The 21,837-nt window shown below is 57.5% G+C and carries 15 protein-coding genes and 2 tRNA genes; 11 read left to right on the forward strand and 6 right to left on the reverse strand.

What is annotated here, in order from left to right; genetic code table 11:
* Nucleotides 1–10: 10 nt before the first annotated feature.
* Together KUL77_RS12245 and metH are read left to right on the forward strand one after the other, a co-directional pair.
* On the forward strand, nucleotides 11–1,108 hold the full coding sequence (locus tag KUL77_RS12245) for a homocysteine S-methyltransferase family protein (RefSeq protein WP_297147659.1): 1,098 nt from the start codon (nucleotides 11–13) through the stop codon (nucleotides 1,106–1,108).
* On the forward strand, nucleotides 1,105–3,795 hold the full coding sequence (gene metH, locus KUL77_RS12250; protein WP_297147662.1) for a methionine synthase: 2,691 nt from the start codon (nucleotides 1,105–1,107) through the stop codon (nucleotides 3,793–3,795). Before KUL77_RS12245 ends, metH begins: the two co-directional genes overlap by 4 nt.
* Here the strand turns inward: metH and lysS are convergent.
* The gene (gene lysS, locus KUL77_RS12255) at nucleotides 3,792–5,303 is read right to left on the reverse strand and encodes a lysine--tRNA ligase (protein WP_297147664.1); all 1,512 of its coding nucleotides are present in this window, start codon (nucleotides 5,301–5,303) and stop codon (nucleotides 3,792–3,794) included. The two genes, metH and lysS, sit on opposite strands and share 4 nt — an antisense overlap.
* 140 nt (nucleotides 5,304–5,443) lie before the next feature.
* Here lysS and KUL77_RS12260 point away from each other — a divergent pair, with 140 nt between their 5' ends.
* The 6 genes from KUL77_RS12260 (at nucleotide 5,444) to KUL77_RS12285 (ending at nucleotide 13,424) form a co-directional block, all read left to right on the forward strand.
* A complete protein-coding gene (locus KUL77_RS12260) occupies nucleotides 5,444–6,514 on the forward strand; it encodes a GGDEF domain-containing protein (protein WP_297147665.1) in 1,071 nt (356 codons plus the stop codon).
* 18 nt (nucleotides 6,515–6,532) lie between these two features.
* Nucleotides 6,533–7,255, forward strand: a complete 723-nt coding sequence (gene aat, locus KUL77_RS12265; protein ID WP_297147668.1) for a leucyl/phenylalanyl-tRNA--protein transferase — start codon at nucleotides 6,533–6,535, stop codon at nucleotides 7,253–7,255.
* A gap of 97 nt (nucleotides 7,256–7,352) precedes the next feature.
* Nucleotides 7,353–7,571: a translation initiation factor IF-1 gene (gene infA, locus KUL77_RS12270; RefSeq protein ID WP_143878402.1), complete on the forward strand. Its 219-nt coding sequence runs from the start codon at nucleotides 7,353–7,355 to the stop codon at nucleotides 7,569–7,571.
* A 129-nt stretch (nucleotides 7,572–7,700) separates the two neighbouring features.
* On the forward strand, nucleotides 7,701–8,648 hold the full coding sequence (locus KUL77_RS12275; RefSeq protein ID WP_297147680.1) for a cysteine synthase family protein: 948 nt from the start codon (nucleotides 7,701–7,703) through the stop codon (nucleotides 8,646–8,648).
* Between the two features lie 100 nt (nucleotides 8,649–8,748).
* A complete protein-coding gene (locus tag KUL77_RS12280; RefSeq protein WP_297147682.1) occupies nucleotides 8,749–12,432 on the forward strand; it encodes an MHYT domain-containing protein in 3,684 nt (1,227 codons plus the stop codon).
* A complete protein-coding gene (locus tag KUL77_RS12285) occupies nucleotides 12,429–13,424 on the forward strand; it encodes a two-component system response regulator (RefSeq protein ID WP_297147685.1) in 996 nt (331 codons plus the stop codon). Before KUL77_RS12280 ends, KUL77_RS12285 begins: the two co-directional genes overlap by 4 nt.
* A 4-nt stretch (nucleotides 13,425–13,428) precedes the next feature.
* Here KUL77_RS12285 and KUL77_RS12290 read toward each other — a convergent pair whose 3' ends face one another.
* On the reverse strand, nucleotides 13,429–14,883 hold the full coding sequence (locus KUL77_RS12290) for an aminotransferase class V-fold PLP-dependent enzyme (RefSeq protein ID WP_297147687.1): 1,455 nt from the start codon (nucleotides 14,881–14,883) through the stop codon (nucleotides 13,429–13,431).
* 185 nt (nucleotides 14,884–15,068) lie between these two features.
* On the opposite strand from KUL77_RS12290, the gene KUL77_RS12295 reads away from it, so the two are divergent.
* Genes KUL77_RS12295 through KUL77_RS12305 form a run of 3 tightly spaced genes read left to right on the forward strand, consistent with a single transcriptional unit; the run spans nucleotide 15,069 to nucleotide 20,137 of the window.
* Complete coding sequence (locus KUL77_RS12295) at nucleotides 15,069–18,080, forward strand: EAL domain-containing protein (RefSeq protein WP_297147692.1); 3,012 nt, start codon at nucleotides 15,069–15,071, stop codon at nucleotides 18,078–18,080.
* A 3-nt stretch (nucleotides 18,081–18,083) separates the two neighbouring features.
* On the forward strand, nucleotides 18,084–18,692 hold the full coding sequence (locus KUL77_RS12300) for a DedA family protein (RefSeq protein WP_297147695.1): 609 nt from the start codon (nucleotides 18,084–18,086) through the stop codon (nucleotides 18,690–18,692).
* Nucleotides 18,689–20,137 (forward strand): aminotransferase class V-fold PLP-dependent enzyme, encoded by a 1,449-nt coding sequence (locus KUL77_RS12305; protein WP_297147697.1) that lies wholly within the window; start codon nucleotides 18,689–18,691, stop codon nucleotides 20,135–20,137. The genes KUL77_RS12300 and KUL77_RS12305 overlap by 4 nt, the downstream gene beginning before the upstream one ends.
* 70 nt (nucleotides 20,138–20,207) lie before the next feature.
* Here the strand turns inward: KUL77_RS12305 and KUL77_RS12310 are convergent.
* From KUL77_RS12310 to KUL77_RS12325, 4 genes are all read right to left on the reverse strand, one after another.
* Nucleotides 20,208–20,283, reverse strand: a tRNA-Glu gene (locus KUL77_RS12310).
* Nucleotides 20,284–20,305: 22 nt separating this feature from the next.
* Nucleotides 20,306–20,381, reverse strand: a tRNA-Ala gene (locus KUL77_RS12315).
* A gap of 44 nt (nucleotides 20,382–20,425) precedes the next feature.
* On the reverse strand, nucleotides 20,426–20,911 hold the full coding sequence (locus KUL77_RS12320; RefSeq protein WP_297147700.1) for a DUF1249 domain-containing protein: 486 nt from the start codon (nucleotides 20,909–20,911) through the stop codon (nucleotides 20,426–20,428).
* A gap of 82 nt (nucleotides 20,912–20,993) precedes the next feature.
* Nucleotides 20,994–21,815, reverse strand: coding sequence for a pyruvate, water dikinase regulatory protein (locus KUL77_RS12325; RefSeq protein WP_297147703.1), 822 nt, complete (start codon nucleotides 21,813–21,815; stop codon nucleotides 20,994–20,996).
* Nucleotides 21,816–21,837: the final 22 nt, after the last annotated feature.

Genomic DNA, 21,837 nt, shown 5'->3' on the forward strand with positions numbered 1-21,837 from the left:
GGATTTTGCTATGTCGCTCGTTTGGAAAAACCCCGCACGCGTTGCTGCGCTGCAGTCTGCGCTGACCCAGCGCATCCTCATTATCGATGGTGCGATGGGCACCATGATCCAGCGCCATGAGCTGCAGGAAGCCGACTATCGCGGCCAGCGTTTTGCCGAAGGCTACGATGCCCTGTTCGCAAACGATGGTCACGCCCACGGCCCCGGCTGTGGCTGCGAAGGCCACGACCAGCGCGGCAACAACGACTTGCTTTCGCTCACCCGCCCCGAAATTATCTCTGGCATCCATCGCGGCTATTTAGAAGCCGGTGCAGATTTGGTGGAAACCAACACATTCAATTCCACCTCCATTTCGCTTGCCGACTACCGCCTGCAGCATTTAGTGCGCGAGCTGAATCGTGAAGGCGCGCGTTTGGCGCGCGCAGAGTGCGATGCGGTTGAAGCCAATGATCCTACCAAGCCGCGCTTTGTCATCGGCGTGCTTGGCCCCACCAGCCGCACGGCCTCACTCTCGCCAGACGTCAACCGCCCTGGTTTTCGCGCCATCACCTTCGACGAGCTAGCGGAAGCCTACCGTGAAGCCGCGCGCGGATTGATTGAAGGCGGCGCTGACGTGCTGATGGTAGAAACCGTGTTCGATACACTCAACGCCAAGGCTGCGCTATTTGCCATCGACGACGTATTCGACGAAATCGGTGCGCGCCTGCCAGTGATGATTTCCGGCACCATTACCGATGCCTCGGGCCGCACCCTATCGGGGCAAACTGCCGAAGCATTCTGGTATTCCCTGCGCCATGTGCAGCCGCTGGGCATTGGCCTGAACTGCGCGCTGGGTGCGAAAGACCTGCGCCAACACGTGGACGTGCTCGCACAAGTGGCCGACACCTTCGTGAGCTGCCACCCCAACGCCGGTTTGCCTAATGCGTTTGGTGGCTACGATGAAACACCCGAAGACATGGCCAGCGTACTGCGTGAATTTGCCGAAAGTAGCTTGATCAACCTTGTGGGTGGTTGCTGCGGCACCACACCAGAGCATATCCGCGCCATTGCTGAGGCCATGCACGGCCTGCCGCCGCGCATCGTTCCTGTTGTGGAGATCGCCGCATGAGCACCCAACTCCATCGCTACACACGTTTGTCTGGGCTTGAGCCGCTGGTCATCACGCCCGAGTCGAACTTCATCAACGTAGGCGAGCGCACCAATATCACCGGCAGCGCGCAGTTCAAAAAATTGATCCTCGAAGGCCGCCTCGACGAAGCCGTGGTGGTAGCGCGGCAGCAGGTAGAAAATGGCGCGCAGGTGATCGACGTCAATATGGACGAAGGTCTGCTGGATTCAAAAAAAGCGATGGTGGAATTTCTCAACCTCATCGCCGCAGAGCCTGATATCGCCAAAGTACCCGTGATGGTGGACTCCTCGAAATGGGAGATCATCGAAGCAGGCCTGAAATGCCTGCAGGGCAAAGGCATTGTCAACTCCATCTCGATGAAAGAAGGCGAGGAAGAATTTCTGCGCCAGGCTCGTCTTGTGCGCCGCTACGGTGCGGCGGTAGTGGTGATGGCGTTTGACGAAGTGGGCCAAGCCGATACCGCACAGCGCAAGGTGGAAATTAGTGCGCGCGCGTACAAATTACTCACTGAAGAAATTGGCTTCCCACCGGAAGACATCATCTTCGACATCAACTGCTTCGCCATCGCCACGGGTATTGAAGAACACAATAACTACGCGGTGGATTTCATCGAAGCCGCGCGTGAGCTGCGTCAACGCTTCCCGTTTAGCCATATCTCCGGTGGCGTGTCCAACGTCAGCTTTAGCTTTCGCGGTAATGAGCCGGTGCGCCAAGCCATCCACGTCGTGTTCTTGTACTACGCCATCAAGGCGGGCATGGACATGGGTATCGTCAATGCCGGTGCGTTACCAATTTACGACAACCTCGACCCGGTGCTGCGCGAGCGCGTAGAAGACGTTGTGCTAAACCGCCGCAGCGATGCCACCGAGCGCCTGCTGGAAATTGCCGACAACTACAAAAAGAAAAAAGGCGAGAAAAAGGTTGAAGACCTCAGCTGGCGTGAACAACCAGTGGCGGCGCGGCTTTCGCACGCGCTGGTACACGGCATCGACGCCTACGTAGTGGAAGATACCGAAGAAGCGCGGCTTGCCGCCAAACGGCCGCTAGACGTGATCGAAGGCTCGCTGATGGACGGCATGAACGTGGTCGGCGACCTATTCGGCGCGGGCAAAATGTTCCTGCCTCAGGTGGTGAAGTCGGCGCGCGTGATGAAAAAAGCCGTGGCACATCTACTGCCGTTTATCGAAGAAGAAAAGCTGCGCACTGGCGATGTGGGCAAGAGCAACGGCAAAATCGTAATGGCCACGGTGAAGGGCGACGTGCACGATATCGGTAAAAATATCGTTGGTGTGGTGCTGGCCTGTAACAACTTCGAGGTGATCGACCTTGGCGTGATGGTGCCTTCGCAAAAAATCTTAGACACTGCCATTGCCGAGAATGCCGACATGATCGGCGTCTCCGGCCTCATTACACCATCGCTGGAAGAAATGAGCCATGTCGCCAAAGAGATGCAGCGCCAAGGCTTTACCATGCCGCTACTGATTGGCGGAGCCACCACTTCGCGTGCACATACCGCACTAAAAATTGACCCGCACTACAAATCACCCACCATCTGGGTGAAAGACGCTTCGCGCGCCGTGGGCGTGGCACAGTCACTGATGAGCCCCGAGCTGCGCGACGATTTCGTGCAGGCGGCCGCCAATGACTACGCCGAAGTGCGCCAGCGCCACCGCAACCGCGGTGATGGCAAAAAGCTGGTCACGCTGGAAAAAGCCCGCGCGCAAAAGTTCACCTGCGACTGGGCCAATTACACCCCACCTGCGCCCAAGCAGCCCGGCATCCACGTCTTCGATAATTACCCGTTGGAAGAGCTCGTTGCCTGCATCGACTGGAGCCCCTTCTTTAACGCGTGGGAGCTTGCGGGCAAGTTCCCCGCCATCCTCACCGACGAAGTGGTAGGCCCACAGGCCAGCGAGTTGTACCGCGATGCGCGCGCGATGTTGAAAAAAATTGTCGATGAAAAATGGCTCACCGCCAAGGCCGTGTGCGGCTTCTGGCCCGCCAATAGCGTGGGTGATGATATTGAACTCAACGTCGATGGTGAAACCCGCTGGCTGCGCTGCCTGCGCCAGCAGGCCGACAAACCTATCGAACGCCCCAATCTGTGCTTGGCCGATTTTATTTCGCCCAAAGACGCGGGCAAGCAAGACTGGGTGGGTGCGTTTACCGTTACCGCTGGGCTTGGCATTGAGGAACACATCGACCGCTTCCGCGCCGAGTACGACGACTACAGCGTCATATTGCTCAAGGCACTAGCCGACCGTTTGGCCGAAGCCTTTGCCGAACGCCTGCACCAACGCGTGCGTAAAGAGTTCTGGGGCTTTGTACCCGATGAAACACTGGACAACGACGCGTTGATCGCAGAAGCCTATCAAGGCATCCGCCCTGCCCCAGGCTACCCTGCCTGCCCGGAGCATAGCGAAAAGCGCATGATCTTCGACCTACTCAGCTCCACTAAAAACGCAGGCGTCGAGCTTACCGACCACTTCGCCATGTACCCTGCCTCCAGCGTGTCGGGGATGTATTTCAGCCACCCGGAGAGCAAATACTTCGTCGTTGGACGGCTCACCAAAGAACAAGTGGCCGACTACGCCAAACGCAAGGGTGTTGATCTTGCTCAGGCCGAACGCTGGCTCTCGTTTAACCTCGATTACGACCCGGACTAATGCTCGGGTCGCATATACGGGAACAGCAGCACATCACGGATCGAGCTGCAGCCGGTGAGCAGCATCACGAAACGGTCGATACCAATGCCCAGCCCGCCGGTGGGCGCAAGGCCGGTTTCTAAGGCGCGGATATAGTCGGCGTCGTAGTGCATCGCCTCGTCATCACCTGCGTCTTTTGCCGCCACCTGCGCTTTGAAACGTGCGGCTTGGTCTTCTGGATCGTTGAGCTCGGAGAAGCCGTTGGCCAGCTCCTTACCGCCCACAAATAGCTCGAAGCGGTCGGTAATACCGGGTTCGCTATCTGATTCGCGCGCCAGCGGGCTTACTTCCACCGGGTAGTGGGTGATGAAGGTGGGCTGGATCAGGCCGGTTTCCACGGTTTTCTCAAAAATTTCCAGCAGCAGCTTGCCCCAGCCGTAGCCCTGCTTGACGTAGATACCAAGGCGCACGGCGTGTTTGGCTAAGGCTTCGCGGTCACGGCAATCGGCCACCGAGATTTCTGGGTTCAACTCACGCACCGCTTCTTCCAGCTTCCAGCGACGGAACGCGGGGGCAAGATCAATGGCATGGCCGTCCCACTCGAAATTCGTGGTGTTCATTGCCTCGCGCGCTACGTCGCGCATCATGGTTTCGGTGAGATCCATTACCTCGTTGTAGGTGGCATAAGCCTCGTACAGTTCCAGCATGGTGAACTCAGGGTTGTGCCGGGTGGACACGCCCTCATTGCGGAAGTTGCGGTTGATCTCGTACACGCGCTCTAAGCCGCCCACAACCAGACGCTTGAGATACAGCTCAGGCGCTACGCGCAGGAACAAGTCGATATCCAGTGCATTATGGTGCGTGGTGAACGGGCGCGCAGTGGCACCACCGGCGATGTAATGCATCATCGGTGTTTCCACTTCCAAGAAGCGGCGGCCATCCAGCCAACGACGCATCGCGGAAACAATCCGCGAACGGGCAATAAACACGTCACGCGCTTCCGGCGTAACGATCAAATCGACATAGCGCTGGCGGTAGCGCTGCTCCACGTCAGCAAGGCCATGGAATTTATCCGGCAGCGGGCGTAAGGCTTTCACCAGCAGGCGCAACGATGTTGCCTTCACCGACAGTTCGCCGGTCTTGGTGCGCATCAGGCTGCCTTCGGCCGCCACGATATCGCCAATATCCCAGCTCTTGAAGGCGTCGTAAGCGGGCCCCAGCGTCGTGCTTTGCAAAAACAGCTGAATCCGCCCACTCATATCCTGCACAGTGGCAAACGCTGCTTTACCCATCACCCGTTTCGCCAAAATGCGCCCGGCAATCGCTACGCTGCGCCCGCTGGCCTCTAACGCCTCCCCTGTCCATTTTTCGACATCGGTATATTCGGCGTGCAAATCGCCCGCAAACTCACTGCGGCGGAAATCATTCGGGAAGGCCACGCCCTGTTCGCGCAGCGTCGCTAATTTGGTGCGACGCTCGGCAATTAGGCGGTTTTCATCCACGGGTTGGGGAGAAGCAGGTTCGTTCATCGTTTATCCATCGGGCCCATTCGGGCGAAGTTTCAGCTCAAAAGGATAACAGAGAGCGCTCTTAGCACCGATCTGTCAAAACTTCGTCATCTTGCTTGGCATGGAAATTGCGTAGGGGAAGCAAAGCCCAGGTAACCCCCATGCCAAAGCCACTATTTAAGACAATCCGCTTTCTGCCACTCGCGCTACTGGCCTGCCTCACCGCAGCGCCTGCAGCGGTGCCTGCACCTATTTCGGTTGCGTCGCCCGCAAGCCCGGTGCTGAGCGAAAGCGGCATCACCCAGTGCCTCGCCTTACAAAGCCGTCTGTCGAGCCCCAAAATCGCCTTATCGGCGCTCAACGCCAAGCATCAGGTGATCGCCAGCCAACGCAGCTTAGAGCAGGCGCAGCATCAAGCCCAGATTCAGGCGCTTAAAAGCGAGAATGAGCGACTGTTTTACGTCGCCATTATTTCCGTGCTATCGCTGCTACTGGCGGCAGCGGCTGGGTTTAGCCTGCTGCTGCGTAAGCGCCATCTACAGCTGCGCAAACTGAGCGAAATCGATGCCCTCACCGGCCTGAATAACCGCCATGCTGCCACTGAAGCGCTGAACCAAATGACCCAGCAGCGCGGCCCGGAAGGCACCCGTCACGTGCTTTTCTTAATCGATATTGATCACTTCAAGCGCATCAACGATAGCTATGGCCACCATACGGGTGACGAGGTACTCGTGGAAATGGCCAAACGCCTGAAAACCGCCTGTCGCCCAACCGACCTCGTGGCCCGCTGGGGCGGTGAAGAGTTTTTGGTGGCCTGCCCTAACCTTACCCGCGAACAAGCCGAGCAGATCGCCTGCCGCCTGCGCACAGCAATGGCTTACACGCTCAACACCGCAAACGGCCCGCACGCGGTCACCATTTCGCTTGGGCTAGCCCCCATTCCCTTCTTTGAAGCCCCTGCCAGCAATACCACGGCGCACCGTTGGGATTACGCGTTACGCATGGCCGACACCGCGCTCTATGCATCCAAACGCACCCGCGACGCATGGGTAGGCTATTGGGGCGCACAGTTGCCGGACGAAGCCACGGCTATCGCCGCGTTAGAGCAGCCGGAAGCCGCCAAGGGCGTGGTGACGGTGATGTCTAGCGTGTTGAGTATTGTTCCGCTGCCCCGCAGCCGTAGCCGCACACCGCAACTCAAGCATCGCAACGCCGAGGTGATCAGCGCTTAAGCGCATTACACTTGCCAGATGCTTTTTCTTCTTGGCAACGACCCGAATGCCCCGTTTCCGCCGGTTGACCAAGCGGAAACCGAGCCAGATGGGCTACTCGCTCTCGGCGGCGATCTGTCGCCCCAGCGCTTTTTGAACGCCTACCGCAGCGGTATCTTCCCTTGGTATTCCGAAGACGAGCCGTTGCTCTGGTGGAGTCCTGCGAAGCGCGCCGTCTTTCGCACCGAGGCTGTTCACCTGTCGACGCGCCTGCGCCGCCGTCTGCGCACGAGTGGCTGGACAGTGCGCGCTGACACCGCGTTTGCTCAAGTGGTGGATGGCTGCGCTGCGCCTAGAGCCGGCCATGAAGGCACTTGGATCACCGCCGATATGCACACGGCGTATCGGCAAATGCACGCATTAGGCTATGCCCACAGCATCGAAGTGTTCGCGGACGATCGCCTGATTGGCGGCTTGATCGGGCTCGCCTTCGGCCAGATGTTTTGTGGCGACAGTATGTATTCGGCCGAATCTGGCGCGTCTTCGCTGGCGCTTGCCATGCTCGCGCACACCCTGCATGGCTGGGGCTGGCCGATCATTGATTCGCAAGTGCCCAACTCGCATACGCAGCGGCTAGGCGTTGAAACTTGGGCACGCCCTCATTACTTAGAGGCGCTCGCCAAACAGCGCGATCTACCCTCGCCACCCGGCACATGGACGCAGCGCTGGGGTGATCGCCCCGCTTCCCTACTGGGGCGTTAACCAGTTTTTTGCAAACAGGCCAACTTCGTGACACAATGACGAACTTTCAGGCCATAAAACCGGCCACCACCCTCATTAGGAACGCTGCGGCATACACATGGCGAAAGACGACGTCATCGAATTCGAAGGCACCATCTCTGAAACCCTCCCGAACACCATGTTCCGGGTCAAACTGGAGAACGGCCACGAAATCATCGCCCATATCTCTGGCCGCATGCGCAAGAACTACATTCGCATCCTGACTGGCGATAAGGTGAAGGTTGAAATGACACCCTACGATCTCACCAAGGGCCGCATTACCTACCGTCATCGCTAATTCAAGCGATCCAATATCGACAGACGCCCCGCAAGGGGCGTTTTGCGTTTTCGCGCCGCGTTGACATGGGTCATGGGGAAGATAGTGCTTTCGATAGCACACTTTCTGCACCTTACTGGAGCCCTATCCATGCCTATCCGCCATACCGGTATCGCCAAAAACATCCTCGAAGCTATCGGTGATACGCCGCTGCTCGATATCGATGGCGTGTTTGCAAAGTGCGAATTTTTGAACCCATCTGGCTCGATCAAGGCGCGCATCGCCCACTACATCATTGAGCGTGCGGAAAAAGAAGGCCTCATCAAGCCCGGCGACACGATTGTGGAAGCCACAAGTGGCAATACGGGCAATGCGTTTTCGATGGTCGCTGCAGTGAAGGGCTACCGCATGATTGTGGTGATGCCCGAGGGCTTGTCGAGTGAGCGCGTTGCCATCTCGCGTGCCTTTGGGGCCGAGGTGCTGTTCTGCGGCAACTTTCATGTCAACGCTGCGCTAGAACGCGCTCGCGAGCTGGGCAAACAGCCCGGCTTCTTCTTTCCCGGTCAGTTTGAAAACGAATGGAATGTGGAAGAAAACCGTTCGTGGCTGGGGCAGGAGATTTTGTCCCAACTCGGCGGCCGCGTGCCGGATGCGTTTGTGCACGGCGTTGGCACGGGCGGCACATTGATTGGCGTGGGTCAGGCGCTGCGTGCGGTGAATCCAAACGTGCGGCTGTTTGCAATGGAGCCATCAGAGTCGCGCACTATTTTGTGCGGCGAAGTGGCGTTACACCAGATCGAAGGCATTTCTGATGGCTTTATTCCCGGCATCTTCGCCCGGCACAGAGAATTAGTGAAAGACACCATCAGCGTTTCCAGCGAAGAGGCAGTGCTGCAAATGCGCAAGCTGGCGCGCGAACGCGGCCTGCTCTGTGGCCCCAGCTCCGGAGCGCATTTACTTGCCGCACAGCGTATCCGCGCACAATTTCCGGAATTAAAGACGATTGTCACCATTTTCGACGACGAAGGTGAGAAATACCTGCATGATTTTTATATGCAGCCATCCCTGAGCAACGATAAACCGCTGCCCTTCCACTAGTCGAAAGCCTTTCCTCTACCCGTATAGGCGAACCGACATGGTTCGCCATGGCTCGTTTTTGCTATAACGCAGGTGTCGCCCCCTATCAAACGGCTTTTGGATGTTTGAGCGCTTCTTTACCCAGCAACTCGCCGCCGATCCTATGTTGTGGCAGCAGCACAATCCTTGGTTGGTTGCGCTCTCATTGCTGGTTTCTATGGGGGCTGCCGCAGTAGCGCTTTATATGGCGTCACTGGCGCGGCGCGCTACGCTTCCGGGGAACCGCCAACTAGCTCTCACCTCCGGGGCGCTCGCGCTAGGCAGCGGTATTTGGACCATGCACTATGTGGGGATGCTGGCCTTCGCTCTATGCGGGCGCGCCGGCTTTTCTCCTTGGCTCACTTTACTTTCTGTCGTGCCGGGGCTGGCCGCCTCGTGGGCAGCACTGCGCCTGCTGATTCGTGAACAGATTCGGTTTAAGCATCTGCTTGCGGGCGGTGTATTGGTCGGTGCAGGAATCGGCGCGATGCATTACATCGGCATGGCGGCTTCTGCCGTGGCGCCACTGATGCGTTACGACGCGTTTGGGTTCGCACTATCCATCGTGGTGGCGGTGCTACTGGCCATGCTGGCACTATGGATCCGCTTCGGACTTGAAAAGTACCTTCACCTGAGAAGCACCGTCACCAATATATTGGCAGGTAGCGTGATGGGGCTGGCCATTGCTGGCATGCACTACACCGGTATGGCGGCGTTGCGTTTTACCACACCCATCACGCAGATCCACATCACCACCCCAACACTCCCGCTGGAGACCCCGATCGCGCTGGCGATTATCGGCGTTACGGTGGCACTCAGCCTTATTCTGGTTGCCACCAATTCCAGCCTGCGTTACCGCAATCTACTTGAACGCTCGCGTCAAAATGAAGCGCGCTTGCGCGCACTCAACAACACCGCAGTAGACGCCATCATCACCTTCAACGAATACGGCATCATTCAGTCGGCCAACCCAGCAACCGCGCACATCTTGGGTTGGAACGAGGCCGAGCTACTCGGGCAAGACATCCTGACCCTCGTCTCTGATTCATTCAAACAACAGCATCGAGGTGAGCTACGTAAATATACGTTGGGGCAGCCGTCTAGGTTGGATGACACCCACGATATCGATATGCGCCATAAAGAGGGGCACACCGTCCCGATGCGGCTTGCGCTTGGCCGTATCGAGTCAGACGACGCACAAACGCCCCCGCGCTTTGTCAGCTTTTTGGTGGATATGACGCACTATAAAGCGCTGGAAGAAGAACGCCAGCGTGACCGCGAGCAACTCCGCTCGCTGATGTCTAACCTTCCAGGCGCGGCGTTTCGCTGCCGTAACGAAGACCCTTGGCCGATGGAATACATCAGTGACGGTGTCAAAGGCTTCACGGGCTGGGACGCCCATGATTTCGTGCAGGGGCATGTGCACTTCGGCCAACTAGTGAACCCAGACGACGCTCAGCGTATTGCCGGGGAGATGGAGGTGGCGCTGTCCCAAAACACCCCTTATAGCATCGAGTATCGCATTCAAGCGCGAGACCGAAGCACCCACTGGATCTCAGAAAATGGGCGCGGTGTTCTTGACGATCAAGGCCGGATACGCTGGATCGACGGTGTATTACTGGACATCAGTGCAATAAAGAAGCGCGATGCAGAGTTCATTGGCACGGTGCAAGCACTGAACCGTTCAGAAGCCATTGCAGAATTTGACCTACAGGGGCGTTTGATCAACGCCAACAAGAATTTCTTGGCGCTTACCGGCTATTCACTGGAAGAAATACAATTCCAGCCACATTTTATTTTCTGCACCCATGCAGAAGCACAGAGCACGGCCTACCACGAATTTTGGAGCCACTTATTGCAAGGCCAGTACCAAGCGGGCGAATTTCTACGGCTTGGCAAAAACGGGCAAAAGCTTTGGATCCAAGCAAGCTACAACCCTATTTTGGATCCCGAAGGCAATGTCTTCAAAATCATCAAATTTGCCACCGACCTCTCGCAGCGCAAAGCGATAGAAGAAGACTTGCGTGAAGCCAAAGATCGCGCCGAACAAGCCGCCACCGCACGCAGCAACTTCTTGGCCAATATGAGCCATGAAATTCGCACCCCAATGAATGCCATTTTAGGGTTTACCGACTCCCTGCTCGATTCCCCCATTAACTCGTCCCAGCGCCGCCAACTCAGCACGGTGCAAAGTGCTAGCCGCTCACTGCTGCGCTTGCTCAACGACATTTTAGACACCGCCAAGCTCGACAAAGGCGCAATGACACTGGAAGCGCTGGACTTCAGCCTGCGCAATCTCTGCCAGCTCACCTTGGACACCTTGCGCATTACCGCTGCAGGCAAGGGGTTGGCACTGCAACTGGATTACCCCAGCGAAGAACCCGACTATCTGCGCGGTGACGCCCTGCGCGTGCAGCAGGTGCTCACCAATATCATTGGCAACGCGGTGAAATTTACCGCCGAAGGCAGCGTAACCTTACGCGTGCGCTATCGCGATCAGCGCCTGTTTTTGGGGGTACAAGATACCGGCATTGGCATGAGCCCTGAACAAGTCGCGCGCGTCTTTTCGCCGTTTGCTCAGGCCGACGCGTCCACGTCACGGCGCTTCGGCGGCTCGGGCCTTGGCACCACCATTGCGCTACAGCTGGTGGAATTGATGGGCGGCACGATTACGGTGAAAAGCCAACTTGGGGAAGGCAGTACGTTCTTCCTTGAGCTACCTATTCCCTTAGGGGAGGCCGTAGCCCCACTCGCACCGGCGGCCCATTTCACCCTCCCCCCTCTGCGCATCTTGGCGGCAGATGATGTGGCCGCTAACTTAGAAGTATTGCAGCTTGCCTTGGTGCGTGGTGGGCACCAACTTACCGCCGTCAATAGCGGTACAGAGGCAATCGCGCAACTTGAAAAACAGCACTTTGACCTCGTGTTGATGGATTTACAAATGCCCGGCTTAGATGGGTTTGCAACCGCACGACGCATTCGGGAAATTGAACAATCCAACAACCTCGCGGCAACGCCGATCATTGCCCTTTCCGCGAGCGTGCTCGATGACGACCGCAGCCTAGCCATTGCTGCAGGAATGGATGGCTTTGCGCATAAGCCCTTAGACCTTCCCAAACTACAAAGCGAAATTGCCCGCGTGCTTGGTATCCATCTACCCAGTGTGGGCAGTACAAGCGCGGCGCAAGCGGCCATCTTCGACTGGGATCGTGGGCTGCAGCTATGGGGCTCAATGCCTGCATTACGCACAGCACTGGCGCAATTCCTGCGCGATAACGCGGCGCTTTCGCACTCGTTAACGACGCTTCAGCCCGATACCAGTGCACTCGCCGCCGCGGCGCATAGGTTGCGTGGTGCAGCAGGCAACTTGGGGCTTACTGCGCTTTACGATGCGCTCACCGTGCTAGAAACACAGGCACGCAGCTCCAGTGCAGGAGACCTTACCGCAGCCCTGCAGGCGGTGTGCCGCGCATGGGAGGCCGTACTGCAAGTGACACCTACCAGTTTGCAAGACGCGCCCAACGCAGCAGTGCCGGCCTTTGAACTATCAGATGAGGCCTGTCAGCGCGCACTCCAAGCGATCCACGCACTGCGCAGCACGCTGCAGCGCGGTGAACTTTCCGATCGCCTGATCACAGAACTCGAAACGCTGCTCTCTTCCCCGCAATTACAGCGCGTGCAAAAGGCCCTAGATACATTTGACTTTGAAAACGCGCAGGCTGGGCTTAACCTGCTTGAACAACAGTTACGCAGCAAAACCACATGACGCCTGACCAACCCACCCGCCAGCCCTGTCTTCTGTTAGTGGACGATGAGCCCACCAACTTGCAGGTGCTGCGCCAAGTGCTGCAAAACGATTACCGTCTGCTGTTTGCCACCGACGGTGCGCGCGCTTTGCAGCTGGTCCTTGAGCAAAAGCCGCAGCTGGTTTTGCTTGACGTGATGATGCCGCAGATGGACGGCTACGCCGTGTGCACCGAGCTCAAGAAAAACCCGGCCACAGCGCATATCCCAGTGATTTTTGTCACTGCACTGGCAGAGTCCACCGATGAAACCCGCGGCTTCGATGTGGGCGCGGTGGACTACATCACCAAACCGATCAACGCAGCCGTGGTGCGCGCCCGTGTGCGCACGCATCTTTCACTGGTGCGCACAGAAGAACTGCGCGAATCGCGCTTGCAGATCGTGCAGCAGCTTGGCCGCGCAGCGGAGTACAAAGACAACGAAACCGGCATGCACGTGGTGCGCATGAGTTATTTTTCGCAGCGCCTTGCCTTGGCTATCGGCTGCAGCGCCGAGTGGGCGGACGCTCTGCTCAACGCCGCGCCCATGCATGATGTGGGCAAGATCGGTATTCCCGACGCCATTTTGCAAAAACCCGGCCCGCTCACGCCGGAAGAATGGCAGACCATGCGTAAGCATCCAGAGATTGGGGCTGAAATTATTGGCGAGCACACTTCCGATGTGCTCAGTCTCGCCCGCTCGGTGGCGCTTGGCCACCATGAAAAATGGGATGGCAGTGGTTATCCGCATGGCCTTTCCGGTGAAGCAATCCCCTTAGAGGCACGCATCGTGGCCGTGGCCGATGTATTTGATGCGCTTACCTCTGTGCGCCCCTATAAAAAGGCATGGCCGGTGGAAGAAGCGTTGCAGCACATTGAAAGCCAAAGCGGTAAGCACTTTGACCCGGCACTTGTTCGCGCCTTTTTGCCGCTGCGCGAAGAACTGGAGCATATCCGCCAGCGTTGGGCCGACTAACCCCCTACTTCGCCGCAGCCTCAGCCAAAACCGCCGCGGCTTCTTCTGCCATCTGCTGCACGCAAATATCCATTTCCTCGCGCCGGGTACGGAAGCTCAGCACGCAGACGCGGCCCAAGAAGCGCTCACCCACTTGCGCGCCCGTGAGCATCACTTTGCCGCGCCGGGTAATGCGTTCCATCAACGCACGCGTGGCGGCGTTTTGCGCGTCAAGCGTTGTCAGTGCAGAACTTTGCAGATGAAAGGCAAACAGCGAGAGCTGCGGCTCGGCGTCCATCACGATGCCTGGAATCTGCGCGATCTTTTCTGCCGCTTCCACCGCCAGTGTGCGTTTTTCAGCCAGCGCCGCGCGGAAACGTGCCGCGCCCAATAGCTTGACCGATAGCCATACCCGCAAACCGGGAAAACCGCGCGACAGGTTCGGCCCGTACTGCGCGGGGTCATAAAACTCACTTTGGTTATCCGGAAGATAGCCCGCCGTTGAAGAATGCAGGGCGCGCAGCGCCTCGCCATCGCGCACCAAGAGCGCACCGATGCCATAAGGCATAAACAGCCCCTTATGCGGGTCAAGCGTCAAAGAATCGGCACGCGCCAGCCCAGCGAGCAATGGGCGCAATTCCGGCACCATGTGAAAGAACGCGCCGTAAGCCCCATCGACATGGTGCCAAATCCCCTCACGCGCACATAGATTCGCCACCGCGTCCATTGGGTCCACCGCGCCGGTATTGGTGGTGCCTGCGGTGGAGAACACCATAAACGGCTTCAAGCCCGCTGCGCGGTCGGCCGCGATCTGCTGCTGCAGCACATCCACCCGCATACGGTAGTGCGCATCCACATCGATTTCGCGCACCCGATCATGCGCAATGCCAGCCAGCTTGGCGGCTTTTTCAATGCAGTGGTGCGACTGTGTTGAAACATACAGCGTGCCAGAACGAATATTGTGCCCCAGCAATTTCTCCCGCGCGCAGGCAATCGCGTTGAACATCGCCATTGAGCCGCCCGTGGTGTAAAGGCCGCGCGTCGTGTCAGGGAACTGCATCCAGTCGCGCAGCCAATCCAGCGTATTGGCTTCCAGCTGCACCAAGGCAGGCGCGGCGTCCCAAATACCGGTATAGCGGTTGGTGGTCGCACTAATAAAATCAGCCAAGGCCGCAGGGTACAGGCCGCCACCGGGAATATAGGCAAGATACCCTGGGTGCGGGGTGTTGAACGAGCGTGGAATCCACTCTTCAAATAGAGGGGAAAGCAGCGCGTCTAACTCAGCCCCCTGCTCGGGTGTTGGTTCGCGCAGGCTGCGGCAAAGATCGGCGCAGCCCTCTAAGGTACCGCGCGAAGGGGTTTCCGGTAGCGCCTGCAGATGGGCCACGATGCGACGCAGGACATCTTCCCCCATGCTAGCCATCTGGGCAGGCGAAAAGTCTAGATCCGCAGCATCGAAGGGGTGTTCACTATGGCTCATCACTATTTCGTCTCCAAAACAGGCAATTGAAATACCTTATGGAAGCATGCCGCTTAGTGCGCCTATTGTGAATCACCAAAAGTCATAGTATGTAAGCATCTTTCACCACTTGATGTTCCTATGGGTGGCTGCCGTTTTCCTCTGGAAGAGGGTTCCGTTTGCCGTACCGCCAACGTCCAGCATCGTTGATCCATCGACTCGTAAAGAGCATATGGGGGCTTTTCATCGCCCTGCTGCTCTTGCTGGCGGCGCTTGCGTATTTAACGATGACACTCACCGCCAATCGCATTGTGCCGCTGCTGATGCAGCAAGCCATCGAACTGCGCGCCGATGCGTCAGACGGCCTATTCCTGCAGGCCGAAGCCAGCGTAAAACGCCTGCGCGACGTGCTCTTGAAACGCCTCGACGCAAGCGATCACGACACCACGATCGCGCGCTTTAATTACCTCTTCGCGCGCAGCCCTGACGGCTTGTGGCGGCTGCGCCCAGAGCTAGTCGATGCCGAACACGCGCCCACGCTGTACCTGCACCAGCCTCCACGCGGGCTCACCGACTCGGCCAAAATGCGCGCGGTGATGAGCTACGACCTGCTGCGTGAACAAGGCCCGGCCTTGGACCCGCCGTTTTATTCGGTCTATATGGATTTTGTTGAAGACGGCCTGATGGTGTACTCGCGCGGGCACGACTGGGCCAGCAGCGCCGATGCCGACTACACCAATACCGGCTACCCCACCATGCAGGGGTCGGAACCGCGCAACAACCCCATTCGCAAAGTGTTCTGGACACCCGTCTATTTAGACAAGCAAGCCAATACGTGGATGGTCTCGGTGATCAAACCACTGGACTGGCAAGGCCAATGGGTGGGCACCGTTGGCCACGACCTTTCCGTACAAGAGCTGATTGATAGCGTTATTGATAAAAACCGTAGTAACGGCACCCGCCTGATTATGAGTGCAGCAGGGGATCTCATCGCTCACCCCGACCTGCGCAAACGTATCGAAGCGGCCAACGGGCAGCTCAAAGTAGATGCCACCAACGACCCGGTACTGGCTCAGGTGCATCAGATGCTGGCCCACGCCAACGGCCACAGCGGCGCAAGCCGCACGCCCGACGGCAGTTTTTGGGTGGCGTGGGCACCGATCCAAGGCCCCGGCTGGTTTCAGGTGTATCTGTTTCCGCAGGCACGTATCAACACATGGCTGGCTATCGGTTTGGCTGCGTTTATTGCGGTGGGCATTCTTATTTTACTGCCGGCCATTTGGCTGCTGCGCCGCCGTGTGTATCACTTTGTGGCCACACCGCTGAAACGTCTCACCGAAGCGGTGGATACCTTTGGGCAAGGCACAACCCCGCAACCTATTGCGATGCGCCACGATGACGAGCTCGGTCGGCTTGCCCTCGCCTTTAACGCGATGGTGAGTGAGTTGGGCCATCAACACGCTTTGCAGAACGCCCACGCACAGGCGCTACAGGGAGAAATTAGCGAACGTCTTACCTTCATGCGACGCTTAGAAGAAGAAAGTGCCCGCCTGCATTCTCTTCTTGGCGCGATGAAGCAAAGCATTCTTTTCGTCAATAACGAAAACCGGGTGGTGTATTGCAATGCAGCCTTCTTGAAAATGTGGGACTACACCGAGCCCAAAGACATCATTGGCAGCAATGCCGGTGAAGGGCTGAAGAGAATTATCCCACTGCTGGTTGATCCACAAAGTTTGCTGGACATCAAAGAGCGCGTTGCCAAAACACCCACTCAAATTGTACACGTCGAAATTCATCGCCTCGACGGGCGCATCATTTTGCATAACTCCTACCCCGTCAACGACGCACAAGGCCGTTTGGTTGGCAGGCTGTGGGCGCAGGAAGATGTGACCCATGATCGGCAGGTGGCGCAGCAATTGGTGCGAATCGCCGAGCATGACGCGCTAACCGGCCTGTATAACCGCCGTAAATTTGAAGATGAGCTTGCCAAGTTTTTCCGCAGTGCCAACCCTAACTACGACCAAGCCTGCCTGCTGTTTTTCGACCTCGACGAATTCAAATTCATCAACGACACCCATGGCCACCGCTGCGGCGATGCTGTCCTTAGCCGTGTGGCCGCAGAATTGCGCTCCCTCGTTCCAGACGACGCTACCCTCTGCCGTTTAGGGGGGGATGAGTTTGCCGTCTTTATGCCCGATGCCGCGCAAAAAACCGCACAGCATTTGGCCGAACGTCTGGTATCCCGCATCGCCCAAGCGCCGCTACAAATAGACGACAAAGTGCTGCGTATGACCACCAGCCTTGGGATTGCCTGTTATCCCGCGCACGCCAACAGTGCCGATGATCTTGTTTCCCATGCCGATACTGCGATGTATCAGGCCAAGCGCATGGGCAAAAATCGCTGGAGCATTTATCGCCAAGACCGCGATGTGTCACAAGAAACACTCACCCGCATTACTTGGAATGAGCGCATCAACCGCGCGTTGGCGCGCGGCCTCTTTCACTTGCACTATCAAGGTATTTATCTCGCCAGCAACGGCCACCTTGCACACCTTGAAGCCTTGATCCGTATGGAGGATGAATCCACCCCAGGAAACGTCTTCTTGCCCGGGCAATTTATTCCGCACGCGGAAAAAAGCGGAAAAATTCTTGATATTGACCGCTGGGTGATTCGCGAATCAATCCGCACGTTGGCCCTGCACCCGCATCTGAGCGCGATTGCGATCAATGTCTCGGGGCGTTCGTTTGATGATCCAGATCTGCCCGCTTATATTGCGAAACAGCTGCACGATCAGCACGTTTCACCCAAGCGCCTGTTGGTTGAACTTACCGAGACTTCGGCTATTTCTGATATCGGTGACGCCTCGCGCTTCATTGATGCACTACGCAAAACCGGCTGCACGCTCTGCCTCGACGACTTCGGTACGGGCTTTTCTTCGTTCGCCTACCTCAAGCACGTGAAAGCCGACGTACTCAAGATTGATGGCATGTTTATCCGCGATCTACCAAGCGACCGTGACAACCAAGTGTTCGTGCGTGCCATCATCGATGTGGCGCGCGGCATGGGTAAAAAAACCGTGGCCGAATTTGTAGAAGACGGCCGCACCATGTTGATGCTGCGCGATATGGGGGTGGATATGCTGCAGGGCTACCACCTCGACAAACCCAAGGCCGAGCATCCTGCGTTAACCTCTACGAACCCTATTAGCTCGTTTTAATTCGTGTTCGAATCTTTTTTAGTCTTACTGGAAACACTGCAAGGGCCGCCCGCCTATCTACTGCTGTTTGCCGTTTTGGCCGGCTGCGGCGTTGGCCTGCCTGTCAACGAAGACATCGTGCTGCTCACCGCCAGCGCGCTTACCCTACACGGCACAATGGAGCCTATTCCATTGATCGCAACGGCGTGGTGTGGCCTACTCTGCGGCGATGCCCTGATCTTTCATTGGGGGCATCGGTTTGGCGCGAAGCTTTTAGAAAAACCCTTTATGGCCCGCATCGTAAGCCCACATAAGCTGCAGGTAATGCAGCATGTACTACGGCGGCGCGGCGCGGCGTTTTTGTTTTTCGTTCGATTTATTCCCGGCATACGTACCGCACTCTTCTTTGCCGCTGGCAGCCTACGGATGCGCTATCGCGACCTTTTCCTATACGACGGCGTGGCCGCGCTGATTGAGCTGCCACTTCTCGTCTATGGCGTGCGCTACGTTGGCGGGCGCTGGCAAGTGCTGCAAGGCTATCTGCATGGTGCGCAGTGGTATTTGCTAGGCGGCATTGCACTGGCTTCAGTGCTATGGTGGTGGAGGCGGAGAAAACGAAGGGGGCGTCAATGAAGCCAGTCTCTGGCTTGCCAGAACATGGCCGTAGCCACGCAGATGTACTGAAAGCGCTGCAGGCGTTTTCCAGTGACGATCCAGACTACAAACATAGCAAGCTATGGAGCTTGGTCTATTACTTAGACGAAGCCCACGATGATTTTCTAGGTCAAGCCTACCGGCAGTTTTCAAGCGCCAACGGGTTGAACCCATCCGTGTTCAAAAGCCTGAAACGCATGGAAACCGAGATTATTAGCAGCGTGGGCAAACTGCACCACGGCCCGGACACTGTCTGCGGCGTGGTCACCTCGGGCGGCACCGAAAGCTGTTTATTGGCGGTCAAGACCTACCGCGATCTTGCGCGTAAACGCGGCGTTCGCAGACCCGAAATGGTACTTCCCACAACGGCGCATGTGGCTTGGGGCAAAGCGTCAGAATACTTCGGCGTCAAAATTCGTAAGCTGCCGCTCGATCAAGACCTGCGCGCCGATGCGTCGAAACTACTCCGGCTGCTCAACCGTAATACGATCATGGTGCTTGGCTCTGCACCCGCCTACCCCCACGGCACCATCGACCCAATCGAGCACATGGCGAAGATCGCCGCGCTACACAACATTCCCATGCACGTTGATGCTTGCGTGGGCGGGTTTATCCTGCCATTTATGGCGCTCAACGGTGTGCCGCTACCGCGCTGGGATTACAGCGTCCCCGGCGTTACCAGTATTTCGGCGGATATTCATAAATATGGCTATGCAGCCAAAGGCGCCTCGACTATTACCTATCGCCATCTTGATTTGCTCAAGCAGCAAATGTTTGTTGACCAAGACTGGCCGGGCGGCGTATTTGCCTCTGCTGCTCTATTAGGCACCCGCCCCGGTGGCGCCTACGCGGCTGCGTGGGCCGCGATGCAGCACTTTGGCGTGGATGGTTACCGCGAACTTGCCGCGTGCACACAGCGGGCGTTTGAACGCATGCGTGATGGTGTTCGCGCCATTGATGGTTTGCGCGTATTGGGCGCTCCCTGCGGCCCTCTATTGGCCTACGCGGCGACGGATCGCAGGCTCAATATTTTTGCCGTGGGCGATCAAATGGAAGCCCGCGGTTGGAGTGTCAACCGGCTGCAAAACCCGGATGGTTTGCACGCAATGATCACCGCCAAGCATTTGAACGTGGTGGATGAATACCTACACGACTTGGCTGAATCCGTGGCCGCTGTGCGTGCACACCCCGAGCTTGCGAACAGCGGCAGCGCCGCTACCTACGGCATGATGAGCCATGTCCCTCTGCGCGGCATGGTGCGGCAAAAGGTGCTGGATCTCTTTGCGCAGATGTATCGTGCCGACGGTGGTGAGGTGGACCTGCACACCCTGCCGCCCCCCGCTCCCGGCCTGCGCGGCAAATTGGAGTCGTGGGCAGAGCGGCCAATGCAGTGGTATGTGCAGCGCAAGCAACAGCGGCGTTAAAGTACGCACCAAAAAAAATGGCTACCTTGCGGTAGCCATTGAATAATGCGACTTGATTTCGGTTTCGAAGTGGCGTCCCCACGGGGATTCGAACCCCGGTCGCTACCGTGAAAGGGTAATGTCCTAGGCCTCTAGACGATGGGGACAAAACCGAAAACAAGTTGTAAATGGTGGAGCCAAGCGGGATCGAACCGCTGACCTCCTGCATGCCATGCAGGCGCTCTCCCAGCTGAGCTATGGCCCCATGAATCTGGAGAGCGCGCATTCTGGGGCCAAAATGAAGTTCCGTCAAGCGTTGTTTTCACTTTTTTGAAAATTTTCTTTCAGCGTTGCCACGCCATGCCCCTGCTCCGCGAGATATTGCAGCCATTTACCAAGGAAGGTATTCATCCGCAAACGGTGATTGAGCACGCGTTGTGGCGGCGGATACATGCCGATCACGTCCTGCCAACGCCGCCCCGCATAACAGTGTGTGGCTTCCACTTGCCGCGCGTCGCGGTACAGCCGCACGCTGGCCGACGGGTCGGCCAATCCTGTTTGCGGGTCGATCAGGCCATAACTCATGCGCAGCTCAGTGGTATAGGCGTGCTGTTCGACAATATCGATATGCACGTCCAGCCCATCCCCTACGGATGAGACGTAGCGTCCGCAGCCAAGCTCTGCTACTTCAAACAAGCGCTGCAGGCGCAGAAAATTTTCTGCATACAAGCCCATCAACCAGCCAAAACGGCTGATCGAGGGCAATTTTTCACGTTTAACAAGGGCAAGGCTCATGGCCTGATCGTACACGTGCAAACGCGTGCGCGGCAGCATTGACGCCCGCGTTAGGCCGGCCTAAGCTGAAAAAGTCGATGCGTTAAAACATTTCGCGCGCAATGCCGAGGTGTTCCATCACCCGGCTGGAGATTTCCTCAATCGAGGCGTGCGTGGTGCTCAGCATCTCCACACCTTCTCGGCGCAGCATCGCTTCGGCTTGCGCCACTTCCCGCTTACAGGTATCCAGTTGCGCATAGCGCGAATTGGGGCGGCGCTCTTGGCGAATTTGGTGCAGCCGCATCGGGTCGATCGTCAACCCAAATAGCTTGTGTCGGTGCTGACGCAGCACGGCCGGCAATCGCTCGCTTTCAAGGTCTTCTGGCGTTAATGGATAGTTGGCCGCGCGCACGCCGTGTTGCAGGGCCAAATACACACAGGTAGGCGTTTTGCCCGCGCGCGATACGGCGACAAGGATTAAATCTGCCTCGGAATAATCGGGCTTCACGCCGTCGTCGTGCGCAAGTGCATAGTTCATCGCATTGATGCGCTTATGGTAGGTATCAAAATCGACGATGCCGTGGGCGCGGCCGATATAGGCGTTACGCGTATGCCCCAGTTCTTCTTCCAACGGCGCGATAAATGGCGCAAACACGTCCAGCATCAGTGCGCCACTTTCCGCCAAAATGCGATTTAGCTCGGGATCCACGCAGGAATTGACCACCACAGGGCGCACACCTGCGTTTGTTCCTGCAAGCGTAATGCGTTTCGCGGCTTCGCGGGCTTTGTCTTGAGTATCGACGAATGGTAGGCGCTCCGAAACAAAACGCACGCCGCTGAACTGCGTCAGCAGGCTATGACCGATCGTTTCGGCAGTAATCCCTGTGCCATCAGAGACGTAAAAAACGGGGCGAACAGCGTCCATGGGGGTTCCTTCAGTCCGGGTC

Source organism: Thermomonas sp., from assembly GCF_019104945.1.
GTDB lineage: Bacteria > Pseudomonadota > Gammaproteobacteria > Xanthomonadales > Xanthomonadaceae > Thermomonas.

What these genes read in the sequence shown, in the direction of transcription:
- KUL77_RS12245 (WP_297147659.1), top strand. Translation starts at nt 11, where the DNA reads ATGTCGCTCGTTTGGAAAAACCCCGCACGCGTTGCTGCGCTGCAGTCT.
- KUL77_RS12285 (WP_297147685.1), top strand. Translation starts at nt 12,429, where the DNA reads ATGACGCCTGACCAACCCACCCGCCAGCCCTGTCTTCTGTTAGTGGAC.
- KUL77_RS12305 (WP_297147697.1), top strand. Translation starts at nt 18,689, where the DNA reads ATGAAGCCAGTCTCTGGCTTGCCAGAACATGGCCGTAGCCACGCAGAT.
- KUL77_RS12325 (WP_297147703.1), bottom strand. Translation starts at nt 21,815, where the DNA reads ATGGACGCTGTTCGCCCCGTTTTTTACGTCTCTGATGGCACAGGGATT.
- KUL77_RS12280 (WP_297147682.1), top strand. Translation starts at nt 8,749, where the DNA reads ATGTTTGAGCGCTTCTTTACCCAGCAACTCGCCGCCGATCCTATGTTG.
- aat (WP_297147668.1), top strand. Translation starts at nt 6,533, where the DNA reads ATGCTTTTTCTTCTTGGCAACGACCCGAATGCCCCGTTTCCGCCGGTT.
- lysS (WP_297147664.1), bottom strand. Translation starts at nt 5,303, where the DNA reads ATGAACGAACCTGCTTCTCCCCAACCCGTGGATGAAAACCGCCTAATT.
- KUL77_RS12290 (WP_297147687.1), bottom strand. Translation starts at nt 14,883, where the DNA reads ATGAGCCATAGTGAACACCCCTTCGATGCTGCGGATCTAGACTTTTCG.
- infA (WP_143878402.1), top strand. Translation starts at nt 7,353, where the DNA reads ATGGCGAAAGACGACGTCATCGAATTCGAAGGCACCATCTCTGAAACC.
- KUL77_RS12260 (WP_297147665.1), top strand. Translation starts at nt 5,444, where the DNA reads ATGCCAAAGCCACTATTTAAGACAATCCGCTTTCTGCCACTCGCGCTA.
- KUL77_RS12320 (WP_297147700.1), bottom strand. Translation starts at nt 20,911, where the DNA reads ATGAGCCTTGCCCTTGTTAAACGTGAAAAATTGCCCTCGATCAGCCGT.
- KUL77_RS12275 (WP_297147680.1), top strand. Translation starts at nt 7,701, where the DNA reads ATGCCTATCCGCCATACCGGTATCGCCAAAAACATCCTCGAAGCTATC.
- metH (WP_297147662.1), top strand. Translation starts at nt 1,105, where the DNA reads ATGAGCACCCAACTCCATCGCTACACACGTTTGTCTGGGCTTGAGCCG.